We start from the raw sequence: 17555 nt of genomic DNA, 5'->3' as shown, positions 1-17555 counted from the left end.
TTCGAGTCTGAGCAAGCGCTTAGACATGCCGAAATCGGGTCAAGGTACGTGGAGGTAGCCGTGCGCCGTACGGTGTTCAACGAGGATCACGAGGCGTTCCGGGAGACCCTTCGCGCCTTCATCGAGGCCGAGGTCGTACCGGTGTACGACGAGTGGTTCGCCGCCGGCCAGGCTCCGCGCGAGTTCTACTACAAGCTGGGTGAGCTGGGCGTCTTCGGCATCAACGTCCCGGAGGAGTTCGGCGGCGCCGGCCTGGACACGCACAAGTTCGAGGCCGTCCTGTACGAGGAGACCGCCCGCGCCGGCGTCTCCTTCGGCGGCTCCGGTGTGCACGTGCTGCTGGGCCTGCCCTACATCAAGCTTCTCGCCACCGACGAGCAGAAGAAGCGGTACCTGCCGAAGTTCGTCTCCGGCGAGGAGATGTGGGCCATCGCGATGACCGAGCCGGGCACCGGCTCCGACCTCGCGGGCATGAAGACCACCGCCAAGCTCTCCGAGGACGGCACGCACTACGTCCTCAACGGCGCCAAGACCTTCATCACCGGTGGCGTGCACGCCGACCGCATGATCGTCTGCGCCCGCACCTCCGCCCCGCGCGAGGACGACCGCCGCTTCGGCATCTCCCTCTTCGTCGTGGACACCAAGGCCGAGGGCTACTCCGTCGGCCGCAAGCTCGACAAGCTCGGCCTGAAGACCTCCGACACCGCCGAGCTGGCGTTCGTCGACGTCAAGGTCCCCGTCGAGGACCTCCTCGGCGAGGAGAACAAGGGCTTCTACTACCTCGGCCACAACCTCGCCTCCGAGCGCTGGGGCATCGCCTTCGGCGCCTACGCGCAGGCCAAGGCCGCCGTCCGGTTCGCCAAGGAGTACGTCCAGCAGCGCACCGTCTTCGGCCAGCCCGTCGCCGCCTTCCAGAACACCAAGTTCGAGCTGGCCGCCTGCCAGGCCGAGGTCGACGCCGCCGAGGCCGTCGCCGACCGCGCCACCGAGGCCCTGGACGCCGGCGAGCTGACCCCCGCCGAGGCCGCCTCCGCGAAGCTCTTCTGCACCGAGGTCGCCCACCGCGTGATCGACCGCTGCCTCCAGCTGCACGGCGGCTACGGCTTCATGAACGAGTACCCGATCGCCCGCCTGTACGCGGACAACCGCGTCAACCGCATCTACGGCGGCACCAGCGAGATCATGAAGACGATCATCGCCAAGGACATGGGTCTGTAAGGCGCCGGACATCGACCCCGTCATCACTGGCCGGTACAACTAACGCCATGAGCCAGGCACTCCAGGTTCTCCTCGATCTGCTCGACCTCGAGCAGATCGAGGAGAACATCTTCCGCGGCCGGTCCCGCTCCGCCGTCGTCCCGCGCGTCTTCGGCGGGCAGGTCGCGGCGCAGGCGCTGGTCGCCGCCGGACGCACCGTCCCGGCGGACCGGCCCGCCCACTCGCTGCACGCGTACTTCCTGCGCCTCGGCGACCCCGGCGCGCCCATCGTCTACAACGTCGACCGCATCCGCGACGGCCGCTCCTTCACCACCCGCCGCGTGGTCGCCGTCCAGCACGGCAAGCCGATCTTCCACCTCTCGGCGTCCTTCCAGACGTACGAGGAAGGCCTGGACCACCAGATCCCCATGCCGCCCGCCCCGGACCCGGAGACCCTGCCCACCTCGCAGGAGCGGCTGCGCGGCTACGACCACCTCGCCCCCGAGGTCGTCGAGCGCTTCCTGGAGGCCCGCGAGGCCATCGACCTGCGGTACGTGGACGAGCCGCCGTACGGGCGGTTCGGCGAGCCGCGCGAACCGCACAGCCAGGTGTGGTTCCGCGCCAACGGCAAGCTGGACGACGACCCCCTGCTGCACGTCGTCCTCGCCACCTACGTCTCCGACATGACCCTCCTCGACGCCGTGCTGCTCGCGCACGGGCGCGGCGGCTGGGCCGTCGGCGACGTCGTCGGGGCCTCCCTCGACCACGCGATGTGGTTCCACCGGCCCTTTCGCGCCGACGAGTGGCTGCTCTACGACCAGGAGTCACCGTCCGCGCACGGCGGCCGGGGCCTGGGCCAGGCCCGCATCTACACCCAGGACGGCCGGCTCGCCATCTCCGTCATCCAGGAGGGCGTGGTCCGCGTCCCCCGGTGAGGCCGCGTGATCGGAGCCCGGTGCGGCCGCGCGACCGGACACCGGATGAGGGTCGTTCCGAACACGCCGGGACGACCCGGGAGTTACAACTTTTCAGGACACCGCTCCGGATACCCCTGGGGCCCCTGCTCGGCAGATAGTCGCTCGAAGTGACGAGTGACGCATGGGGTACTAGGCTCTATGGGTGAAAGCCGCAGCGCACGGCAATCGACCCGCCGACGAGGCTCCGGACTCCTGGGATCTCAGCCGCAGCACCCGATGGCGCGACCGCGTACGGGCGGGCTGCAGGCGTCGGTGACACGTGACCGTGCCCTTCTTCGACACTGCGGTGGCACCTGAAGACCGCGCCGCATCTTCCTCCTTTGGTCGCGGCGACGGCCATCACCTCGCGATCCTCCCTCAGAGCCGCGAGAGACGATGGAGATGGAAGGTATTCCCATGCGATCACAGCGCACGAGGCGCCTTGTCGCCCTGTCCGCCAGCACCGTGCTGCTGGCCGGCGGAGCCGCGTTCGGCGCAGCGGGCGTCGCCTCGGCGGCCCCGTCCCACAGCTCCTACAGCTCCCACGACCACGGGGACCACGGCGGCTGGTGGAACGACGACGATGACGACTACGGCGACCACGGCGGCTACGGCGGCGACCATGGCGACCACGGCGGTGGCGACCACGGCGGCTACGGCGGCGACCACGGTGGTGGCGACCACGGTGGTGGCGACCACGGCGGTGGCGACCACGGCGGTGGCGGACATGGCGGCGGCGGCCACGGTGGCGGCGGCCACGGCGGTGGCGGTCACGGCGGCGGCGGTGGCGGCGGCCACGGCGGCGGTGGCGGAGGTGGTGGCCACTGACAGCACCACAACGTGAGGGCGGTGTGCGGCCCTGCCGACAGGGCCGCACACCGCCTTCGTCGCCAGGTCAGGCCAGGCCGGCCTCCGCGAGCAGATACGCCGTCATCGGGTCGTAGTAGCGGGGGCTGACGACGTGGTCGTCGAGCGGCACCACCGCCTGGAGCGTGCCCTCGGACTCGGCGAGGAACAGCGCCGGGTCGTTGGAGTCCGCGTACCCGACGGAATCGATGCCGTGCTGTCCCGCGTAGCCGGCCCAGCCGTGGTCGGCCACCACCAGGTCCGGCAGCGGCCGTCCCTCTCGCTCAAGTCCCGTCAGGATGGCCCGCATCGGCTCCCCGGAGTGCGTGTGCCACAGCGTCGCCCCGTGCTCGAGGACGGCCACGTCCGCGAACTGCATGACGTATCCCTCGTCCGTCTGCAGTCCGTCCGGGATGACGACGATCTCGCAGCCGGCGGCGCGCAGCGCGGCGGCCGTGGCCCGGTGCACGTCCAGCAGGCCGCCCGGGTGACCGGTCGCGAACAGCACCCGCTGCTGGGCGTCGGCCGCCTTGCGCAGCCGCCGGGCCAGCCGCTCCAGCGCGTCCACGGTCAGTTCGGGCTCGATGGTGTCCTGCCCGTACCGGTACTCGGGATCGTCGTTGACACCCACCCGCTCGGCCATGACCGCGAGCACGTCCTGCTCGTCCGCCCACCGGTCGCCCAGCTCCAGACCGAACCAGTAGTGGCGGTCGCCGTTGGCCAGCTTGCGGTAGTGGGAGAGGTTGTTCTCGCGGGGCGTGGCGACGTCCCCCGCGATACGGGTCCTCACCAGGTGGTCGACGAGCTGGGCGCGGCTGGGTGTCCCGGGTATCGGCATGCCTCCCATTGTGGGGCAGCGCGCTGTGCGCGTCCTCGGCATATCGCACCCTGGGACACGGCTCACTCACCGTCCGCGCAGCGCGAACCACAGCTCCATGCGCACGTCGGGGTCGTCCAGATCGGCGTCCAGCAGGGCCGCGCAACGGGCGATCCGCTGCCGCACGGTGTTGCGATGGACGCCCAGCGCCACCGCCGTACGGTCCCAACTGCCGTGCAGCGACAGCCAGGTGCGCAGGGTGTCGGCGAGCGCGGGACCGGACGCGAGCGGCGCGAGCAACGCGCGCGCGTACGCCTCCGCGTCCGCCGGGGGCACCAGCTCGTCCAGGCCCGGCCGGGCGCCGTGCCGGACCAGCGCGGTCCGGGTGGCCCGGGCCCGGGCCAGCGCACGGGCCGCCTGGGCGTCGGCGGCCGGCCACTCGTGCGGGCCGACGGGCGCGCTCACCCCGAGGGTCCAGCCGGGCTGCGAGGCGGGCTCCCGCCCGGCGGGCACCAGCACCCGTACGACGTCACGGCCGAGGTCGACCAGCGGTGACCCGAGCGCCGCGCCCAGCGCGGAGGCGGCCACCGCGTCCGGCGAGGGGCCCTCCGGCCGCGCGTGCACGACGACCCACCGCGCCTGCCCGCCCTCGCGGCTCAGCAGCGGCGCGACCTCCTCGGGCGCCGCGCCCAGCAACAGCCGTACCAGCGCGGCGGAACGGTTCGCGCCGGCCCCGCTCTGGTGCTCGCCCGTGAGCAGCGAGAGCAGGACGGAGGCGACGGAGGCGATGGTGTGGTCGCCGGGTTCGCGCTGCCTCGTGGCCACCCCGAGGACGAATCCCTCGCCCGCACCGAGCGCGTAGGCGGCGAGGTGGGTGTCGCCGTGAGCGTCGGTGGCGGAGGTGGGGGCGGGCCGGGAGGCGGTCGCGGGGGTGGAGGTGGGGGTGGGGGTGGATGTGGGGGTGGAGCGGGAGGTGGTCCCAGCGGTGGAAGTGGGGGCGGGCCGGGAGGCGGTGCCGGCATGCGGGGCGGGGTGGGAGACGGTGCCGGTGGCGGGGGTGGGTCCGGGAGGGGCGGCGGCTTCGGGGCCGTCCTCCGGCTCACGGTCCGCCGCCACCGCCGCGCGCCCCCTCGGTCGTACCACGTCCGCGAGCCCCGCCAGCGCCTCCCGGACGCCCTCCGCCGGCTCCCGGCCCGCCGCCGCGATCTCGGTGCTGTCGGGGCCGTACAGGACCGCGCGGCCGCTCAGGCGCTCGGCGAGCCGGCGCAGCACCGACGGGACCGGGTCGGGGCGGGAGGCCGCGGCGGCCAGGCCCTGCTGGGCCTCCGTGACCCGGCGCAGTTCGGCCAGGCGGGCCTGGGCCATCAGCTGCCACACCGCGCGGGCCACACCGGAGAAGGTCGTCTGGGGCGGGACCTCCAGGAGGGGGAGGGCGTGGGTGTCGCAGGCGGCGACCAGGGCGGGCGGGACCGTGTCGTGTACGGGGGCCAGGCCGAAGCCGAGGGCGGCTCCGCCGGCGGCCACGATCCGGGAGACGTAGTCGTCGAAGTACTTCCCCAGCCTCGAATCGGCCCGATCGGGGGCGCCCCCACCCGGGCCCGCCGCCTCCGGGACATGCACCCCGGCGGTCAGCAGCAGCTCGCCGCCGAGCAGGTACGGGTACGGATCGGCCATCTCCGACGTGTGCGCCCAGTGGATCACGATGCCCGGATCCGAGGGCCCCGCGATCTGCCGCAGGGCCAGGTCCTCCCGGGCCAGCAGGGCCGACAGCGGGACCGGTGGGGTCGGTGGGACGGCTGGGGCGATCGACTCGGGCATGGTGTGCGTTCCCTCCATCCCACCCCGTTCATATGGATGAAACGTACACTTCGCAGTCGCTTTCCGGCCACCTAGTGTCAGTGCAGTCCGGCAGCCGCGGGTACGGGCGGATGTCCCCGCGATCCGCTGCCGACGTCCCCACTCCCCATGCATTTGCACGACACGCCACCGACAGTGCGCGAAGGAGGGCCCCACATGGCCGTCGACTACACAGTGATCGTCGTCTATTTGGCCGGCATGCTGGCCATGGGCTGGTGGGGCATGCGCCGCGCCAAGTCGAAGAGCGAGTTCCTGGTGGCGGGCCGCCGCCTCGGGCCCGCCATGTACTCCGGCACCATGGCCGCGATCGTCCTCGGCGGCGCGTCCACCATCGGCGGCGTGGGCCTCGGCTACCAGTACGGCCTCTCCGGCGCCTGGATGGTCTTCACCATCGGCCTCGGCCTGCTGGCCCTGTCGGTCTTCTTCTCGGCCCGCATCGCGCGCCTGAAGGTCTACACCGTCTCCGAGATGCTGGACCTGCGCTACGGCGGCCGGGCCGGCGTCATCTCGGGCGTGGTCATGTGGGCGTACACCCTCATGCTCGCGGTCACCTCGACCATCGCCTACGCCACGATCTTCGACGTCCTGTTCGACATGAACCGCACGGTCGCGATCATCCTCGGCGGCTCGATCGTCGTCGCGTACTCGACCCTCGGCGGCATGTGGTCCATCACGCTGACGGACATGGTCCAGTTCGTGGTGAAGACCATCGGCGTGCTGCTCCTGCTGCTGCCGATCGCGGTCGTCAAGGCGGGCGGCTTCTCCGAGATGAAGGCCAAGCTGCCGACCTCGTACTTCGACCCGCTGGGCATCGGCGGCGAGACGATCTTCACCTACGTGCTGATCTACACCTTCGGCATGCTGATCGGCCAGGACATCTGGCAGCGCGTGTTCACCGCCCGCAGCGACAAGACCGCCAAGTGGGGCGGCACGGTGGCCGGAACCTACTGCCTGGCCTACGCCCTCGCCGGCGCCGTCATAGGCACCGCCGCCAAGGTCCTCTACCCCAAGCTGGGCAGCCCGGACGACGCCTTCGCGACCATCGTCAAGGACGAACTGCCCGTCGGCGTGCGCGGCCTGGTGCTGGCCGCCGCCCTCGCCGCCGTGATGTCGACCTCCTCCGGCGCCCTGATCGCCTGCGCCACCGTCGCCAACAACGACATCTGGTCCCGGCTGCGGGGTGTCGTACGACGGGACGGCGAGGATCACGACGAGGTCGGCGGCAACCGCGCCTTCATCCTGATCATGGGTGTCGCGGTGATCGGTACCGCGATCGCGCTGAACAACGTGGTCGAGGCCCTGACCGTGGCCTACAACCTCCTGGTCGGCGGCCTGCTCGTCCCGATCCTCGGCGGGCTGCTGTGGAAGCGCGGCACCGTGCAGGGCGCGCTGGCCTCCGTGATCGTCGGCGGTCTCGCCGTGATCGGCCTGATGGCGGGATACGGCATCCTGGCCAACGAGCCCGTCTACTACGGCCTGCTCGCCTCCCTCGCCGCCTACGTGGCCGTGTCCCTGGTCACGAAGCCCACCGACGAGGCCGTCCTCACCACCTGGCGGGAGCGCCTGGCTGGACGGTCCCCCGAACTCGCGTCCGAACCGGTCCCGGCTCACCAGTAGAGTCGTATGAAAAGCAGTACATGCGCGACAAAGCGCAAGAAAGAAGGCATTTGACCATGAGCAGCAACGAGACGCCCCGCGGCCCTGTCGACTCCTCCCGCATCCCGCGGTACGCCGGCCCCGCGACCTTCGCCCGGCTGCCCCGCCTCGACGAGGTCGGCACCGCCGACGTCGCCGTCGTGGGCGTGCCGTTCGACTCCGGCGTCTCGTACCGGCCGGGCGCCCGCTTCGGCGGCAACGCCATCCGCGAGGCGTCCCGGCTGCTGCGCCCCTACAACCCGGCGCAGGACGCGTCGCCGTTCGCGCTGGCGCAGGTGGCGGACGGCGGCGACATCGCCGTGAACCCGTTCAACATCAACGAGGCCGTCGAGACCATCGAGGCCGCGGCGGACGAGCTGCTCGGCACCGGCGCCCGCCTGATGACCCTGGGCGGCGACCACACCATCGCGCTCCCGCTGCTCCGCTCGGTCGCGAAGAAGCACGGCCCGGTGGCCCTGCTCCACTTCGACGCCCACCTCGACACCTGGGACACCTACTTCGGCGCCGAGTACACGCACGGCACCCCGTTCCGCCGCGCGGTGGAGGAGGGCATCCTCGACACCTCCGCGCTCTCCCACGTCGGTACCCGCGGCCCGCTGTACGGCAAGCAGGACCTCACCGACGACGAGAAGATGGGCTTCGGCATCGTCACCTCGGCGGACATCTACCGCCGCGGCGCCGACGAGGTCGCCGACCAGCTGCGCCAGCGCATCGGCGACCGCCCCCTCTACATCTCGATCGACATCGACTGCCTCGACCCGGCCCACGCGCCCGGCACCGGCACCCCGGAGGCGGGCGGCATGACCTCCCGCGAGCTGCTGGAGATCCTGCGCGGCCTGGCCTCCTGCAACCTGGTCTCGGCGGACGTCGTCGAGGTCGCTCCCGCGTACGACCACGCGGAGATCACCTCGGTGGCGGCCTCCCACACGGCCTACGAACTGACCACCATCATGAGCCGTCAGATCGCGGCGGCCCGGAAGGACGCGTAAGCGCAGTGACTCACGACCACGACCTGGTGCTCCGCCCGACGCCGGCACAGACCGACGCCGCTCTGAACCCCCCGCCGGGGCGCAACGGCGGAGACCTGGTCGTGGAGACGCTGGCCGGGCTCGGCGCGACGACGGTCTTCGGCCTGCCCGGCCAGCACGCCCTCGGCATGTTCGACGCCCTGCGCCGCTCCTCCCTCCGCTACATCGGCCTGCGGGTGGAGAACAACGCGGGCTTCGCGGCGGACGCGTACGGCCGGATCACCGGCGAGGCGGCCCCGCTGCTGCTCTCGACCGGCCCGGGGGCGCTGACGTCGCTCGCGGCGTTGCAGGAGGCGGCAGCGGCCAGCGCGCCGGTGCTGGCGATCAGCAGCCAGATCCCGACGGCGGGCCTGGGCGGCGGCCGCCACGGCTATCTGCACGAACTCCCGGACCAGGCGGCCTCGTTCCGGGGCGTGGTGAAGTCGGTCCACACCGTTCGTACCCAGTCCCAGATCCCCTCCGCCATCGCGGCGGCCTGGAAGTCGGCGCTGACGGCCCCGCACGGCCCGGTGTGGGTGGAGATCCCCCAGGACGTACTGCTGTCTCCGACCGCCCTGCCCGTCGTCACGGCGATGGACGCGACCCCGGACGACCTGGTCCCGCGCCCCGAACTCACGGCGGTGGCAGCCGACTTGCTGTCGAAGGCCGCCCGCCCGGCGATCATCGCGGGCGGCGGAGTCGTCCGCTCCGACGCCTCCGGAAAGCTGCTGGCACTGGCCGAGAAGCTGGACGCCCCCGTGGTGACGACCTTCGGCGGCAAGGGCGCCTACCCCTGGGAGCACCCGCTGTCGATGCAGTCCTGGCTGGAGGACCGCCACACCACGGACTTCCTCGAGGAATCGGACGTCCTCCTCGTCGTGGGCTCCGGCCTGGGTGAACTCTCCTCCAACTACCACACGTTCAAGCCCCGGGGCCGCGTCATCCAGATCGAGGCGGACCTCGGCAAGCTGGAGTCCAACCACCCGGCCCTCGGCATCCACGCGGACGCCCGCCTCGCCCTCCAGGCCCTGCTGGAGACGGTCGAGGAGCGCACGGACGCGTCGGCCCCGCAGCGGGTCCGCGACCTGCTGTCCCGCGTCGGTGAGCGCATCGCCGCCCAGGAACTGACCCTGGAACAGGAGCTGTTGGCGTCGGTCCGCCGCGCCCTCCCCGCCGGCTCCCCCTCCTTCTGGGACATGACGATCCTGGCCTACTGGGCATGGTCGGCCTTCGACCCGCGGGGCACCAACACCATGCACTCCGCCCAGGGCGCCGGCGGCCTCGGCTACGGCTTCCCGGCGGCCCTCGGCGCGGCGGCCGCGGACCCGGCCCGCCCGGTCCTCGCGGTGTCCGGCGACGGCGGCGCCCTCTACTCGATCGCCGAACTGGCCACGGCCCGCCAGTACGACCTCCCCGTCACCTGGCTGATCATCGACGACGGCGGCTACGGCATCCTCCGCGAATACATGACCGACGCCTTCGGCCAAGCCACCGCCACCGAACTGGCCCGCCCCGACTACGCCGCCCTCGCCGAATCCTTCGGCATCCCCGGCATCCGTACAACCCCGGAAACCCTGGAAACAGACCTGGCCAAGGCCCTCTCGACCCCGGGCCCCTCGGTGCTCGTACTCCCGGCGGTCCTGCGAATGTTCGCGCCGACGCATCTCGGCCAGGCAGGACCGAGCCGCTGAGGACGCCTCCTTCGGAAGGGATGGAAGGCGCCCCAGGCGGCGGGCTCAGCAGCCGTTCGGGCCGACTCCGTCGATGCGGCCGCCGAAGTCGCCGAGGTAGCGGGAGCGCCAGTCGCCGTTGAAGACGTCCCGCTTCTCGACCGGGTCCCAGTTGACGAAGCAGGCGCGGGTGGAGGCGACGAAGGAGCCCACGTGGTCGTGGAGGCCGGGCGGCATGTCGCGGTAGCCGCTGCGGGCCGTCCACTCCCAGTAGGAGCCGTCGAAGTCCTCCCCGCTCCAGAAGCACACCGAGCCGTCGGGGCAGGAGGGCGCGGCGGCCCGGGCCGAGGCGGTCTGGGTGGGCAGGACGAGGGCGGTCAGGGCGAGAGCGGCGGCGGCGGACCAGGAACGCAGGTTCATGTGGCTCTCCGAAAAGGGGAGTTGGGCGCCCCGGCGGAAGTGCCCGGGGCGGACTCGCCATGTTCCTGATGGGTGACCGGGACACGCCCGAGTGCAAGATCGACTTCACCGGTGTGAGCGAAGAAGTGGGACTAGTAGGCCCGGAAGCCGGCCGGACTCCGGCATGATCCGATGTCTGCCCCGGATCCGACCCGGTCCACCCCTTCGAACCGTCGCCTGCCGAACGCGCGTACAACTTTCGGCCACACCCGCGTGTCAACACGGGCATGACTTCCCGGACATCCAGCCGCTCCGGCGCGCTCGCGGCCGCCCTCGGCGCCGCGGTGCTCATGCCGACCGTCACCACCGTCGTCGCCGCCACCCCGGCCGCCGCGGCGACGCCCACCGTCAGCTGCACGTCCGCCAAGGCGGGCCTCGCCACCAAGCTGCAGAAGGACATCACCGCGGCGCTCGCCACCCGCAAGGGCACCGTCGCCATCGGCCTGTACGACCGCAGCACCAAGACCACCTGCACGCTGCGCGCCACCAGCGCCTACGACTCGGCCAGCACCGTCAAGGTCACCGTCCTCGCCACGCTGCTGTGGGACGCGAAGAAGCACAACCGGTATCTGACCGACCGCGAGGTCAGCCTCACCAAGGCCATGATCACCAAGTCGGACAACTCTGCGACCAGCACCCTCTGGAAGCAGCTGGGCCTGACGAAGATCAAGGGCTTCCTGTCCGCCGCCGGGATGACGAAGACCGTGCCGGGCGCGAACGGCTACTGGGGCCTGACCCAGGAGAACGTCACCGACGAGCAGAAGCTGCTCAAGCTTGTCACCGCCAAGAACACCGTGCTGAGCGACAACTCCCGCGCGTACATCCTGAAGCTCATGGGGCAGGTCATCTCCTCGCAGCGCTGGGGCACCCCGGCCGGCGCGCCGTCCACGGTCGCCGTGCACGTGAAGAACGGCTGGCTGCAGCGCTCCACCCACGGCTGGCGGGTGCACAGCCTGGGCACCTTCAACGGCGCCGGCCACGACTACATGATCAGCGTGCTGACGCAGGACAACAGCACCATGAGCTACGGCGTCACCACCATCCAGAACGTCGCCAAGGCCATCCACAAGGACCTGGTCCCGACCACGTCCGGCACCACGCTCTACGCCCCGACCAGCAGGCCGAGCGAGGCGACGGTCGCCGTCCCGCCCCAGGGCTGACGCCTGCGCCCTTGTCCTGACATGCACCCCCGTTTTGTTGCGGCGGGATGAAATTCGCAGCTATCGACGTTGATGCCTTCCGGTAGAGCAGGCCCGGAAACAGGTCTGCAGGTCTGACGGAAGGCACCGGCGTGGCAGCGCAACGGGGATGGGCACGACGGCTGGCGGGCTACGCCTGGCGGTATCCGAAGGACGTCGTCCTGGCTCTGGGCTCCTCCCTCGCCGGCATGGCCGTGATGGCCGTGGTCCCGCTGATCACCAAGGTGATCATCGACGACGTCATCGGCGATCACACCCACACCATGGCCCCCTGGGCCGGCGGCCTGATAGCCGCCGCGCTGCTCGTCTACGCCTTCACCTACATACGCCGCTACTACGGCGGACGCCTCGCCCTCGACGTCCAGCACGACCTGCGGACCGAGATGTACGGCACGATCACCCGCCTGGACGGCCGCCGCCAGGACGAGCTGTCCACCGGGCAGGTCGTCGGCCGGGCCACCAGCGACCTCCAGCTGATCCAGGGCCTGCTCTTCATGCTCCCGATGACCATCGGGAACGTCCTGCTCTTCCTGATCTCCCTGGTGATCATGGCGTGGCTGTCGCCGCCGCTGACCCTGGTCGCCCTGGCCGTCGCCCCCGCGCTCTGGTGGATCGCCAGACGGAGCCGCTCGAAGCTCCACCCCTCCACCTGGTACGCCCAGGCCCAGGCCGCGGCCGTCGCGGGCGTGGTCGACGGCGCCGTCAGCGGCGTACGCGTGGTGAAGGGCTTCGGGCAGGAGGAGCAGGAGACCGGGAAGCTCAGGGAGGTCGGCCGCAGGCTCTTCGCGGGGCGGTTGCGCACCATCCGCATGAACAGCAAGTTCACCCCCGCCCTCCAGGCCGTCCCCGCCCTCGGCCAGGTCGCCATGCTGGCGCTCGGCGGCTGGCTGGCCGTGCGCGGGCACATCACCCTCGGCACCTTCGTCGCCTTCTCCACCTACCTCGCCCAGCTCGTCGGCCCGGTCCGCATGCTCGCCATGGTCCTCACGGTCGCCCAGCAGGCCCGGGCCGGCACCGAGCGCGTGCTGGAGCTGATCGACACCGAGCCGTCGCTCACCGACGGCACCAAGACCCTCCCCGCCGACGCCCCCGCCACCGTCGAGTTCGACGACGTGTCCTTCGGGTACGCGCACGAGCGCCCCGTCCTGGCGGGGCTCAGCTTCGAGATCCGGCCGGGCGAGACCCTCGCCGTCGTCGGCTCCTCCGGCTCCGGCAAGTCCACCCTCTCCCTGCTCCTCCCGCGCTTCTACGACGTCACCCACGGCGCCGTCCTGATCGGCGGCCACGATGTGCGCGAGCTGACCCTGGACTCGCTCAGGGCCGCGATCGGGCTGGTGCCCGAGGACTCGTTCCTCTTCTCCGACAGCGTCCGCAACAACATCGCGTACGGCCGCCCCGACGCGACCCAGGAGGAGATCGAGAAGGCCGCCCGCGCCGCCCAGGCGGACCGTTTCATCACCGAGCTGCCCGACGGCTACGACACCAAGGTCGGCGAGCACGGCCTGACCCTCTCCGGCGGCCAGCGCCAGCGCGTCGCGCTCGCCCGCGCCCTGCTCACCGACCCGCGCCTGCTGGTCCTGGACGACGCGACCTCGGCCGTGGACGCCCGCGTGGAGCACGAGATCCACGAGGCGCTCAAGCAGGTCATGGAGGGCCGCACGACCCTCCTCATCGCGCACCGCCGCTCCACCCTCAACCTCGCCGACCGCATCGCCGTCCTGGACGGCGGCCGGCTCGCCGACATCGGCACCGACGCGGAACTCCAGGAGCGCTCGCCGCTGTACCGCAGGCTGCTCACAGACCCGGACGAGCTGGGCGGCGTCTCCCCGGGCCACGCCCTCCCGGCCGGGCCGCCGGAGGACACCTCCGTCCGCGAGGAGCTGGACGCCGAGTTCGACGCCGAGCGCGGGGTGACCCCGCGGCTGTGGACCGGCGACCGTGAGCCCAAGGACCTGGCGCTGTCGGGCACCCCGGCCACCCCCGAACTCCTCGCCCAGGTGGACGCGCTGCCCCCGGCCACCGACACCCCCGGCGTCGACGAGGCCCGCGCGGTCCGCCCCGAGGAGTCGTACGGACTCAGGCGCCTCCTGCACGGCTTCGGTCTGCCCCTGCTCGTCAGCCTGCTGCTGGTCGCCGTCGACGCGGGCGCGGGCCTGCTGCTGCCGGTGCTGATCCGGCACGGCATCGACCAGGGCGTCACGCGAACCGCCCTCGGCGCCGTGTGGGCCGCGTCCCTGCTGGGCCTGGTCACGGTGCTGGTGCAGTGGGCCGCGCAGATCGGCGAGACCCGGATGACCGGCCGTACCGGCGAGCGGGTGCTGTACGCGCTGCGGCTGAAGATCTTCGCCCAGCTCCAGCGGCTCGGCCTCGACTACTACGAGCGCGAGCTGACCGGCCGGATCATGACGCGGATGACGACGGACGTCGACGCGCTGTCCACCTTCCTGCAGACAGGGCTGGTCACGGCGTTCGTCTCGGTCGTCACCTTCTTCGGCATCATGGGCGTCCTGCTGGTGATCGACGTGCAGCTCGCGCTCGTCGTGTTCGCCACCCTGCCCCCGCTGATCGTCGCCACCTTCTTCTTCCGCCGGGCGAGCGTGAAGGCGTACGAGCTCGCCCGTGAGCGGGTGTCGGTGGTCAACGCCGACCTCCAGGAGTCGGTCTCCGGACTGCGGATCGTGCAGGCGTTCCGGCGCGAGAAGGACGGCAGGCGGCGGTTCACCGAGCGCAGCGAGAGCTACCGCGCGGCCCGGATCCGCGGCCAGTGGCTGATATCCGTCTACTTCCCCTTCGTCCAGCTGCTGTCCTCGGTCGCCGCGGCGTCCGTCCTCATCGCGGGCGCGGGCCGGGTGGAGGCGGCCACGCTGACCACGGGCGCGCTGGTCGCCTACCTGCTCTACATCGACCTGTTCTTCGCCCCCGTCCAGCAGCTCTCCCAGGTCTTCGACGGCTACCAGCAGGCCACCGTCTCGCTGGGCCGCATCCAGGAGCTGCTGCGGGAGCCGACCTCGACGAAGTCCGCCGACGAGCCCCTGGAGGTCCGCTCCCTGCGCGGTGACATCGCCTTCGAGGACGTGCACTTCGCGTACGGCGCCGACGGCGAGCCCGAGCAGGCCCTCACCGGCATCGACCTGAAGATCCCGGCCGGGCAGACGGTGGCCTTCGTCGGCGAGACCGGCGCCGGCAAGTCGACCCTGGTCAAGCTGGTCGCCCGGTTCTACGACCCCACCGCCGGGCGGGTCACCGTCGACGGCACGGACCTGCGCGGCCTGGACCTGGCGTCGTACCGGCACCGCCTCGGTGTCGTCCCGCAGGAGGCGTACCTCTTCCCGGGCACGGTCCGCGACGCCATCGCGTACGGGCGCCCCGACGCCACCGACGCCGAGGTGGAGGCGGCGGCCCGGGCGGTCGGCGCGCACGAGATGATCGCCACGCTCGACGGCGGCTACCTCCACGAGGTCGCCGAGCGCGGCCGCAACCTCTCGGCCGGCCAGCGCCAGCTGATCGCGCTCGCCCGCGCCGAACTCGTCGACCCCGACGTCCTCCTCCTCGACGAGGCCACGGCCGCCCTCGACCTGGCCACCGAGGCCCAGGTCAACCAGGCCACCGACCGCCTGGCGGGCCGTCGTACGACGCTGGTGGTCGCCCACCGGCTGACCACGGCCGCCCGCGCGGACCGGGTGGTGGTGATGGACCACGGCCGGGTCGCCGAGGACGGCACCCACGACGAACTCCTCGCCCTCGGCGGCCGCTACGCCGCACTGTGGCGGACCTTCGTCGGCCAGTCCGAACCGGAAGAACCGGTGGGCGCGTCCCGCTGAACCTTTCCCACGCGTCTCGCTGACGGCCGTGCAACCATCCGACACATGTCGTGCGTCCGTACATCAGTACGTTCATCGGTGAGGAACGAGGAACGACCGGGGTACGGGGAGGACGACAGTGGAGAGTGGTGCGATACGCCGGCGCCTGGCGCTCGGTGCGGCCGTGCTGGCCGCGTCCGGGGCGCTGGCCCTCGCGGTACCGGGTACCGCCCAGGCCGCCGAGGCCGGTTCCTGCGCCGGGCGCGAGGTGCGGACCCTGCCCTTCAGCACCGGCGTCGTCCACGTCTACAAGCGGGCCGGCTACGTCTGCGCCGTCACCGTGTCGAAGACCCCGGGCACCACGCGCTCCATGTCGGTCAGCGTGCAGGCCCGCGGCAGCCGGCCGGTCACCGACAAGGGCAGGTACAAGTTCCGTGCGGGACCGGTGACCGTGCACGCCGGCCACCGCTGCGTGTGGGTGAAGGGCTCGGTGGGACCGGACTCGGTCAGCTCGGGCTGGATCCTGTGCTGAATCCGGCGGGGCGCTGAGCCCGGCCGGATACCGATCACGCGGAACCACTCAATCCCCCCTGGTGTGACGGCAGTTGCTCGGATAGCTTCCGGCGCACATCTGTCTCACAGGGGAGAGTGCGCATGCGCAAGGTGCTCAGATGGCTGCTGGCGCTCACGGTGTTCATAGGCACCCTGAGCACGGCGGGCGCGGCCACCGCCGCCCAGTCCGAGCCCACCGACATCAAGGACCGGCTCCTGGCGATACCCGGCATGAGCCTGGTCCAGGAGAAGCCGTACCCCGGCTACCGGTACTTCGTCCTCAACTACACCCAGCCGGTCGACCACCGGCACCCGGACCGCGGCACCTTCCAGCAGCGCATCACCGTGCTGCACAAGGACGTGACCCGCCCGACGGTCTTCTACACCAGCGGCTACAACGTCTCCACGAACCCGTCCCGCCGCGAGCCCACCCAGATCGTGGACGGCAACCAGGTCTCCCTGGAGTACCGCTTCTTCACCCCCTCCCGCCCCGACCCGGCCGACTGGTCCACGCTCGACATCTGGCAGGCGGCCAGCGACCAGCACCGCGTCTACGAGGCGCTGAAGCCGGTCTACGGCGCCAACTGGCTGGCCACCGGCGGCTCGAAGGGCGGCATGACCGCCACCTACTACGAGCGGTTCTACCCGCACGACATGGACGGCGTCGTCGCGTACGTCGCCCCCAACGACGTCGTCAACAACGAGGACTCGGCCTACGACCGCTTCTTCGCCGGCGTCGGCACCAAGGAGTGCCGCGACCGGCTGAACGCCGTCCAGCGGGAGGCGCTGGTGCGCCGTGAGCCGCTGGAGAAGAAGTACGCCCAGTACGCCGCCGACAACGGCTACACCTTCGACACCATCGGCGGCCTGGACAAGGCCTACGAGGCCGTCGTGCTCGACTACGTCTGGGGCTTCTGGCAGTACAGCGGCCTGCCCGCCTGCGACACGATCCCGGCGGGCGCGGCCACCGCGACCGACGACGCGATCTGGGACTCGGTCGACACCATCTCCGGCTTCTCCGCCTACACCGACCAGGGCCTGGAGCAGTACACGCCGTACTACTACCAGGCGGGCACCCAGCTGGGCGCCCCCACCATCCACTTCCCGTACATCGAGGCGAAGTTGATCCGCTACGGCTACCAGCCGCCGCGCAACTTCGTGCCCCGCTCCATCCCGATGCGCTTCCAGCCGGGCGCGATGCGGGACGTGGACACCTGGGTGCGGCACCACGCGAACCACATGCTGTTCGTGTACGGGCAGAACGACCCCTGGGGTTCGGAACGCTTCCGCCTCGGCGCGGGCGCCCGAGACTCCTACGTGTTCACCGCGCCCGGCATGAACCACGGCGCGAACGTGGCCGGCCTGGTCGCCGACCAGAAGGCGCTGGCGACGGCCCGGATCCTGGAGTGGGCGGGCGTGGCCTCCCCGGCCGTACAGGCCAACCCGTCGGCGGCCAAACCGCTGGCCCGCCCCGACGCCAGGCTGGACACCCGAGGCGTGGACCGCGAGCCCGCCCTGCGCCCGTAACTCCCGGACGTC

At 71.6% G+C, this 17555-nt stretch carries 13 protein-coding genes; 9 read left to right on the top strand and 4 right to left on the bottom strand.

Annotated features, from left to right (window positions below; all coding sequences use genetic code 11):
- Positions 1-60: 60 nt before the first annotated feature.
- Together ABZ865_RS27385 and tesB are read left to right on the top strand one after the other, a co-directional pair.
- On the top strand, positions 61-1218 hold the full coding sequence (locus ABZ865_RS27385; protein WP_361235669.1) for an acyl-CoA dehydrogenase family protein: 1158 nt from the start codon (positions 61-63) through the stop codon (positions 1216-1218).
- Between the two features lie 47 nt (positions 1219-1265).
- Positions 1266-2132 (top strand): acyl-CoA thioesterase II, encoded by an 867-nt coding sequence (tesB, locus tag ABZ865_RS27380; RefSeq protein ID WP_361235666.1) that lies wholly within the window; start codon positions 1266-1268, stop codon positions 2130-2132.
- 444 nt (positions 2133-2576) lie between these two features.
- Here the strand turns inward: tesB and ABZ865_RS27375 are convergent, their stop codons facing one another.
- The 3 genes from ABZ865_RS27375 to ABZ865_RS27365 form a co-directional block, all read right to left on the bottom strand.
- Positions 2577-2978, bottom strand: coding sequence for a hypothetical protein (locus ABZ865_RS27375; RefSeq protein WP_361235663.1), 402 nt, complete (start codon positions 2976-2978; stop codon positions 2577-2579).
- A 70-nt stretch (positions 2979-3048) separates the two neighbouring features.
- The gene (locus tag ABZ865_RS27370) at positions 3049-3837 is read right to left on the bottom strand and encodes a phosphatase (protein ID WP_361235660.1); all 789 of its coding nucleotides are present in this window, start codon (positions 3835-3837) and stop codon (positions 3049-3051) included.
- A gap of 66 nt (positions 3838-3903) precedes the next feature.
- On the bottom strand, positions 3904-5634 hold the full coding sequence (locus ABZ865_RS27365) for a helix-turn-helix domain-containing protein (protein ID WP_361235657.1): 1731 nt from the start codon (positions 5632-5634) through the stop codon (positions 3904-3906).
- Positions 5635-5829: 195 nt separating this feature from the next.
- On the opposite strand from ABZ865_RS27365, the gene ABZ865_RS27360 reads away from it, so the two are divergent.
- The 3 genes from ABZ865_RS27360 to ABZ865_RS27350 are packed head-to-tail and all read left to right on the top strand — an operon-like array spanning position 5830 to position 10027.
- On the top strand, positions 5830-7290 hold the full coding sequence (locus ABZ865_RS27360; protein WP_361235654.1) for a sodium:solute symporter: 1461 nt from the start codon (positions 5830-5832) through the stop codon (positions 7288-7290).
- Positions 7291-7346: 56 nt separating this feature from the next.
- Complete coding sequence (speB, locus tag ABZ865_RS27355; RefSeq protein ID WP_351031056.1) at positions 7347-8318, top strand: agmatinase; 972 nt, start codon at positions 7347-7349, stop codon at positions 8316-8318.
- A 5-nt stretch (positions 8319-8323) separates the two neighbouring features.
- Positions 8324-10027, top strand: coding sequence for a thiamine pyrophosphate-binding protein (locus ABZ865_RS27350; RefSeq protein ID WP_361235650.1), 1704 nt, complete (start codon positions 8324-8326; stop codon positions 10025-10027).
- A gap of 45 nt (positions 10028-10072) precedes the next feature.
- On the opposite strand, the gene ABZ865_RS27345 is transcribed toward ABZ865_RS27350, so the two are convergent.
- Complete coding sequence (locus ABZ865_RS27345; protein ID WP_361235648.1) at positions 10073-10426, bottom strand: peptidase inhibitor family I36 protein; 354 nt, start codon at positions 10424-10426, stop codon at positions 10073-10075.
- Positions 10427-10692: 266 nt separating this feature from the next.
- Between ABZ865_RS27345 and ABZ865_RS27340 the strand changes: the two genes are divergently transcribed.
- From ABZ865_RS27340 to ABZ865_RS27325, 4 genes are all read left to right on the top strand, one after another.
- Entirely contained in the window at positions 10693-11625 is a 933-nt protein-coding gene (locus ABZ865_RS27340; RefSeq protein ID WP_361235645.1) for a serine hydrolase, read from the top strand.
- Positions 11626-11756: 131 nt separating this feature from the next.
- A complete protein-coding gene (locus tag ABZ865_RS27335; RefSeq protein ID WP_361235642.1) occupies positions 11757-15485 on the top strand; it encodes an ABC transporter ATP-binding protein in 3729 nt (1242 codons plus the stop codon).
- 118 nt (positions 15486-15603) lie between these two features.
- A complete protein-coding gene (locus tag ABZ865_RS27330; RefSeq protein ID WP_361235639.1) occupies positions 15604-15996 on the top strand; it encodes a hypothetical protein in 393 nt (130 codons plus the stop codon).
- Between the two features lie 122 nt (positions 15997-16118).
- Positions 16119-17543 carry a S28 family serine protease gene (locus tag ABZ865_RS27325; protein WP_361235636.1) on the top strand — a complete coding sequence of 475 codons (1425 nt, stop codon included), beginning with the start codon at positions 16119-16121 and terminating at the stop codon, positions 17541-17543.
- The last annotated feature ends 12 nt before the right edge of the window (positions 17544-17555 follow it).

The sequence above is a fragment of the Streptomyces sp. NPDC047085 genome (assembly GCF_040643735.1).
In the GTDB taxonomy this organism is placed as follows: domain Bacteria; phylum Actinomycetota; class Actinomycetes; order Streptomycetales; family Streptomycetaceae; genus Streptomyces.
The sequence above is the reverse complement of the archived record's forward strand: the minus strand, read 5'-3'. Positions and strand labels throughout refer to the sequence as shown.

Coding starts and splice junctions, on each gene's coding strand:
- tesB (WP_361235666.1), top strand. CDS start 1,266: ATGAGCCAGGCACTCCAGGTTCTCCTCGATCTGCTCGACCTCGAGCAG.
- ABZ865_RS27370 (WP_361235660.1), bottom strand. CDS start 3,837: ATGCCGATACCCGGGACACCCAGCCGCGCCCAGCTCGTCGACCACCTG.
- ABZ865_RS27365 (WP_361235657.1), bottom strand. CDS start 5,634: ATGCCCGAGTCGATCGCCCCAGCCGTCCCACCGACCCCACCGGTCCCG.
- ABZ865_RS27360 (WP_361235654.1), top strand. CDS start 5,830: ATGGCCGTCGACTACACAGTGATCGTCGTCTATTTGGCCGGCATGCTG.
- speB (WP_351031056.1), top strand. CDS start 7,347: ATGAGCAGCAACGAGACGCCCCGCGGCCCTGTCGACTCCTCCCGCATC.
- ABZ865_RS27345 (WP_361235648.1), bottom strand. CDS start 10,426: ATGAACCTGCGTTCCTGGTCCGCCGCCGCCGCTCTCGCCCTGACCGCC.
- ABZ865_RS27340 (WP_361235645.1), top strand. CDS start 10,693: ATGACTTCCCGGACATCCAGCCGCTCCGGCGCGCTCGCGGCCGCCCTC.
- ABZ865_RS27325 (WP_361235636.1), top strand. CDS start 16,119: ATGCGCAAGGTGCTCAGATGGCTGCTGGCGCTCACGGTGTTCATAGGC.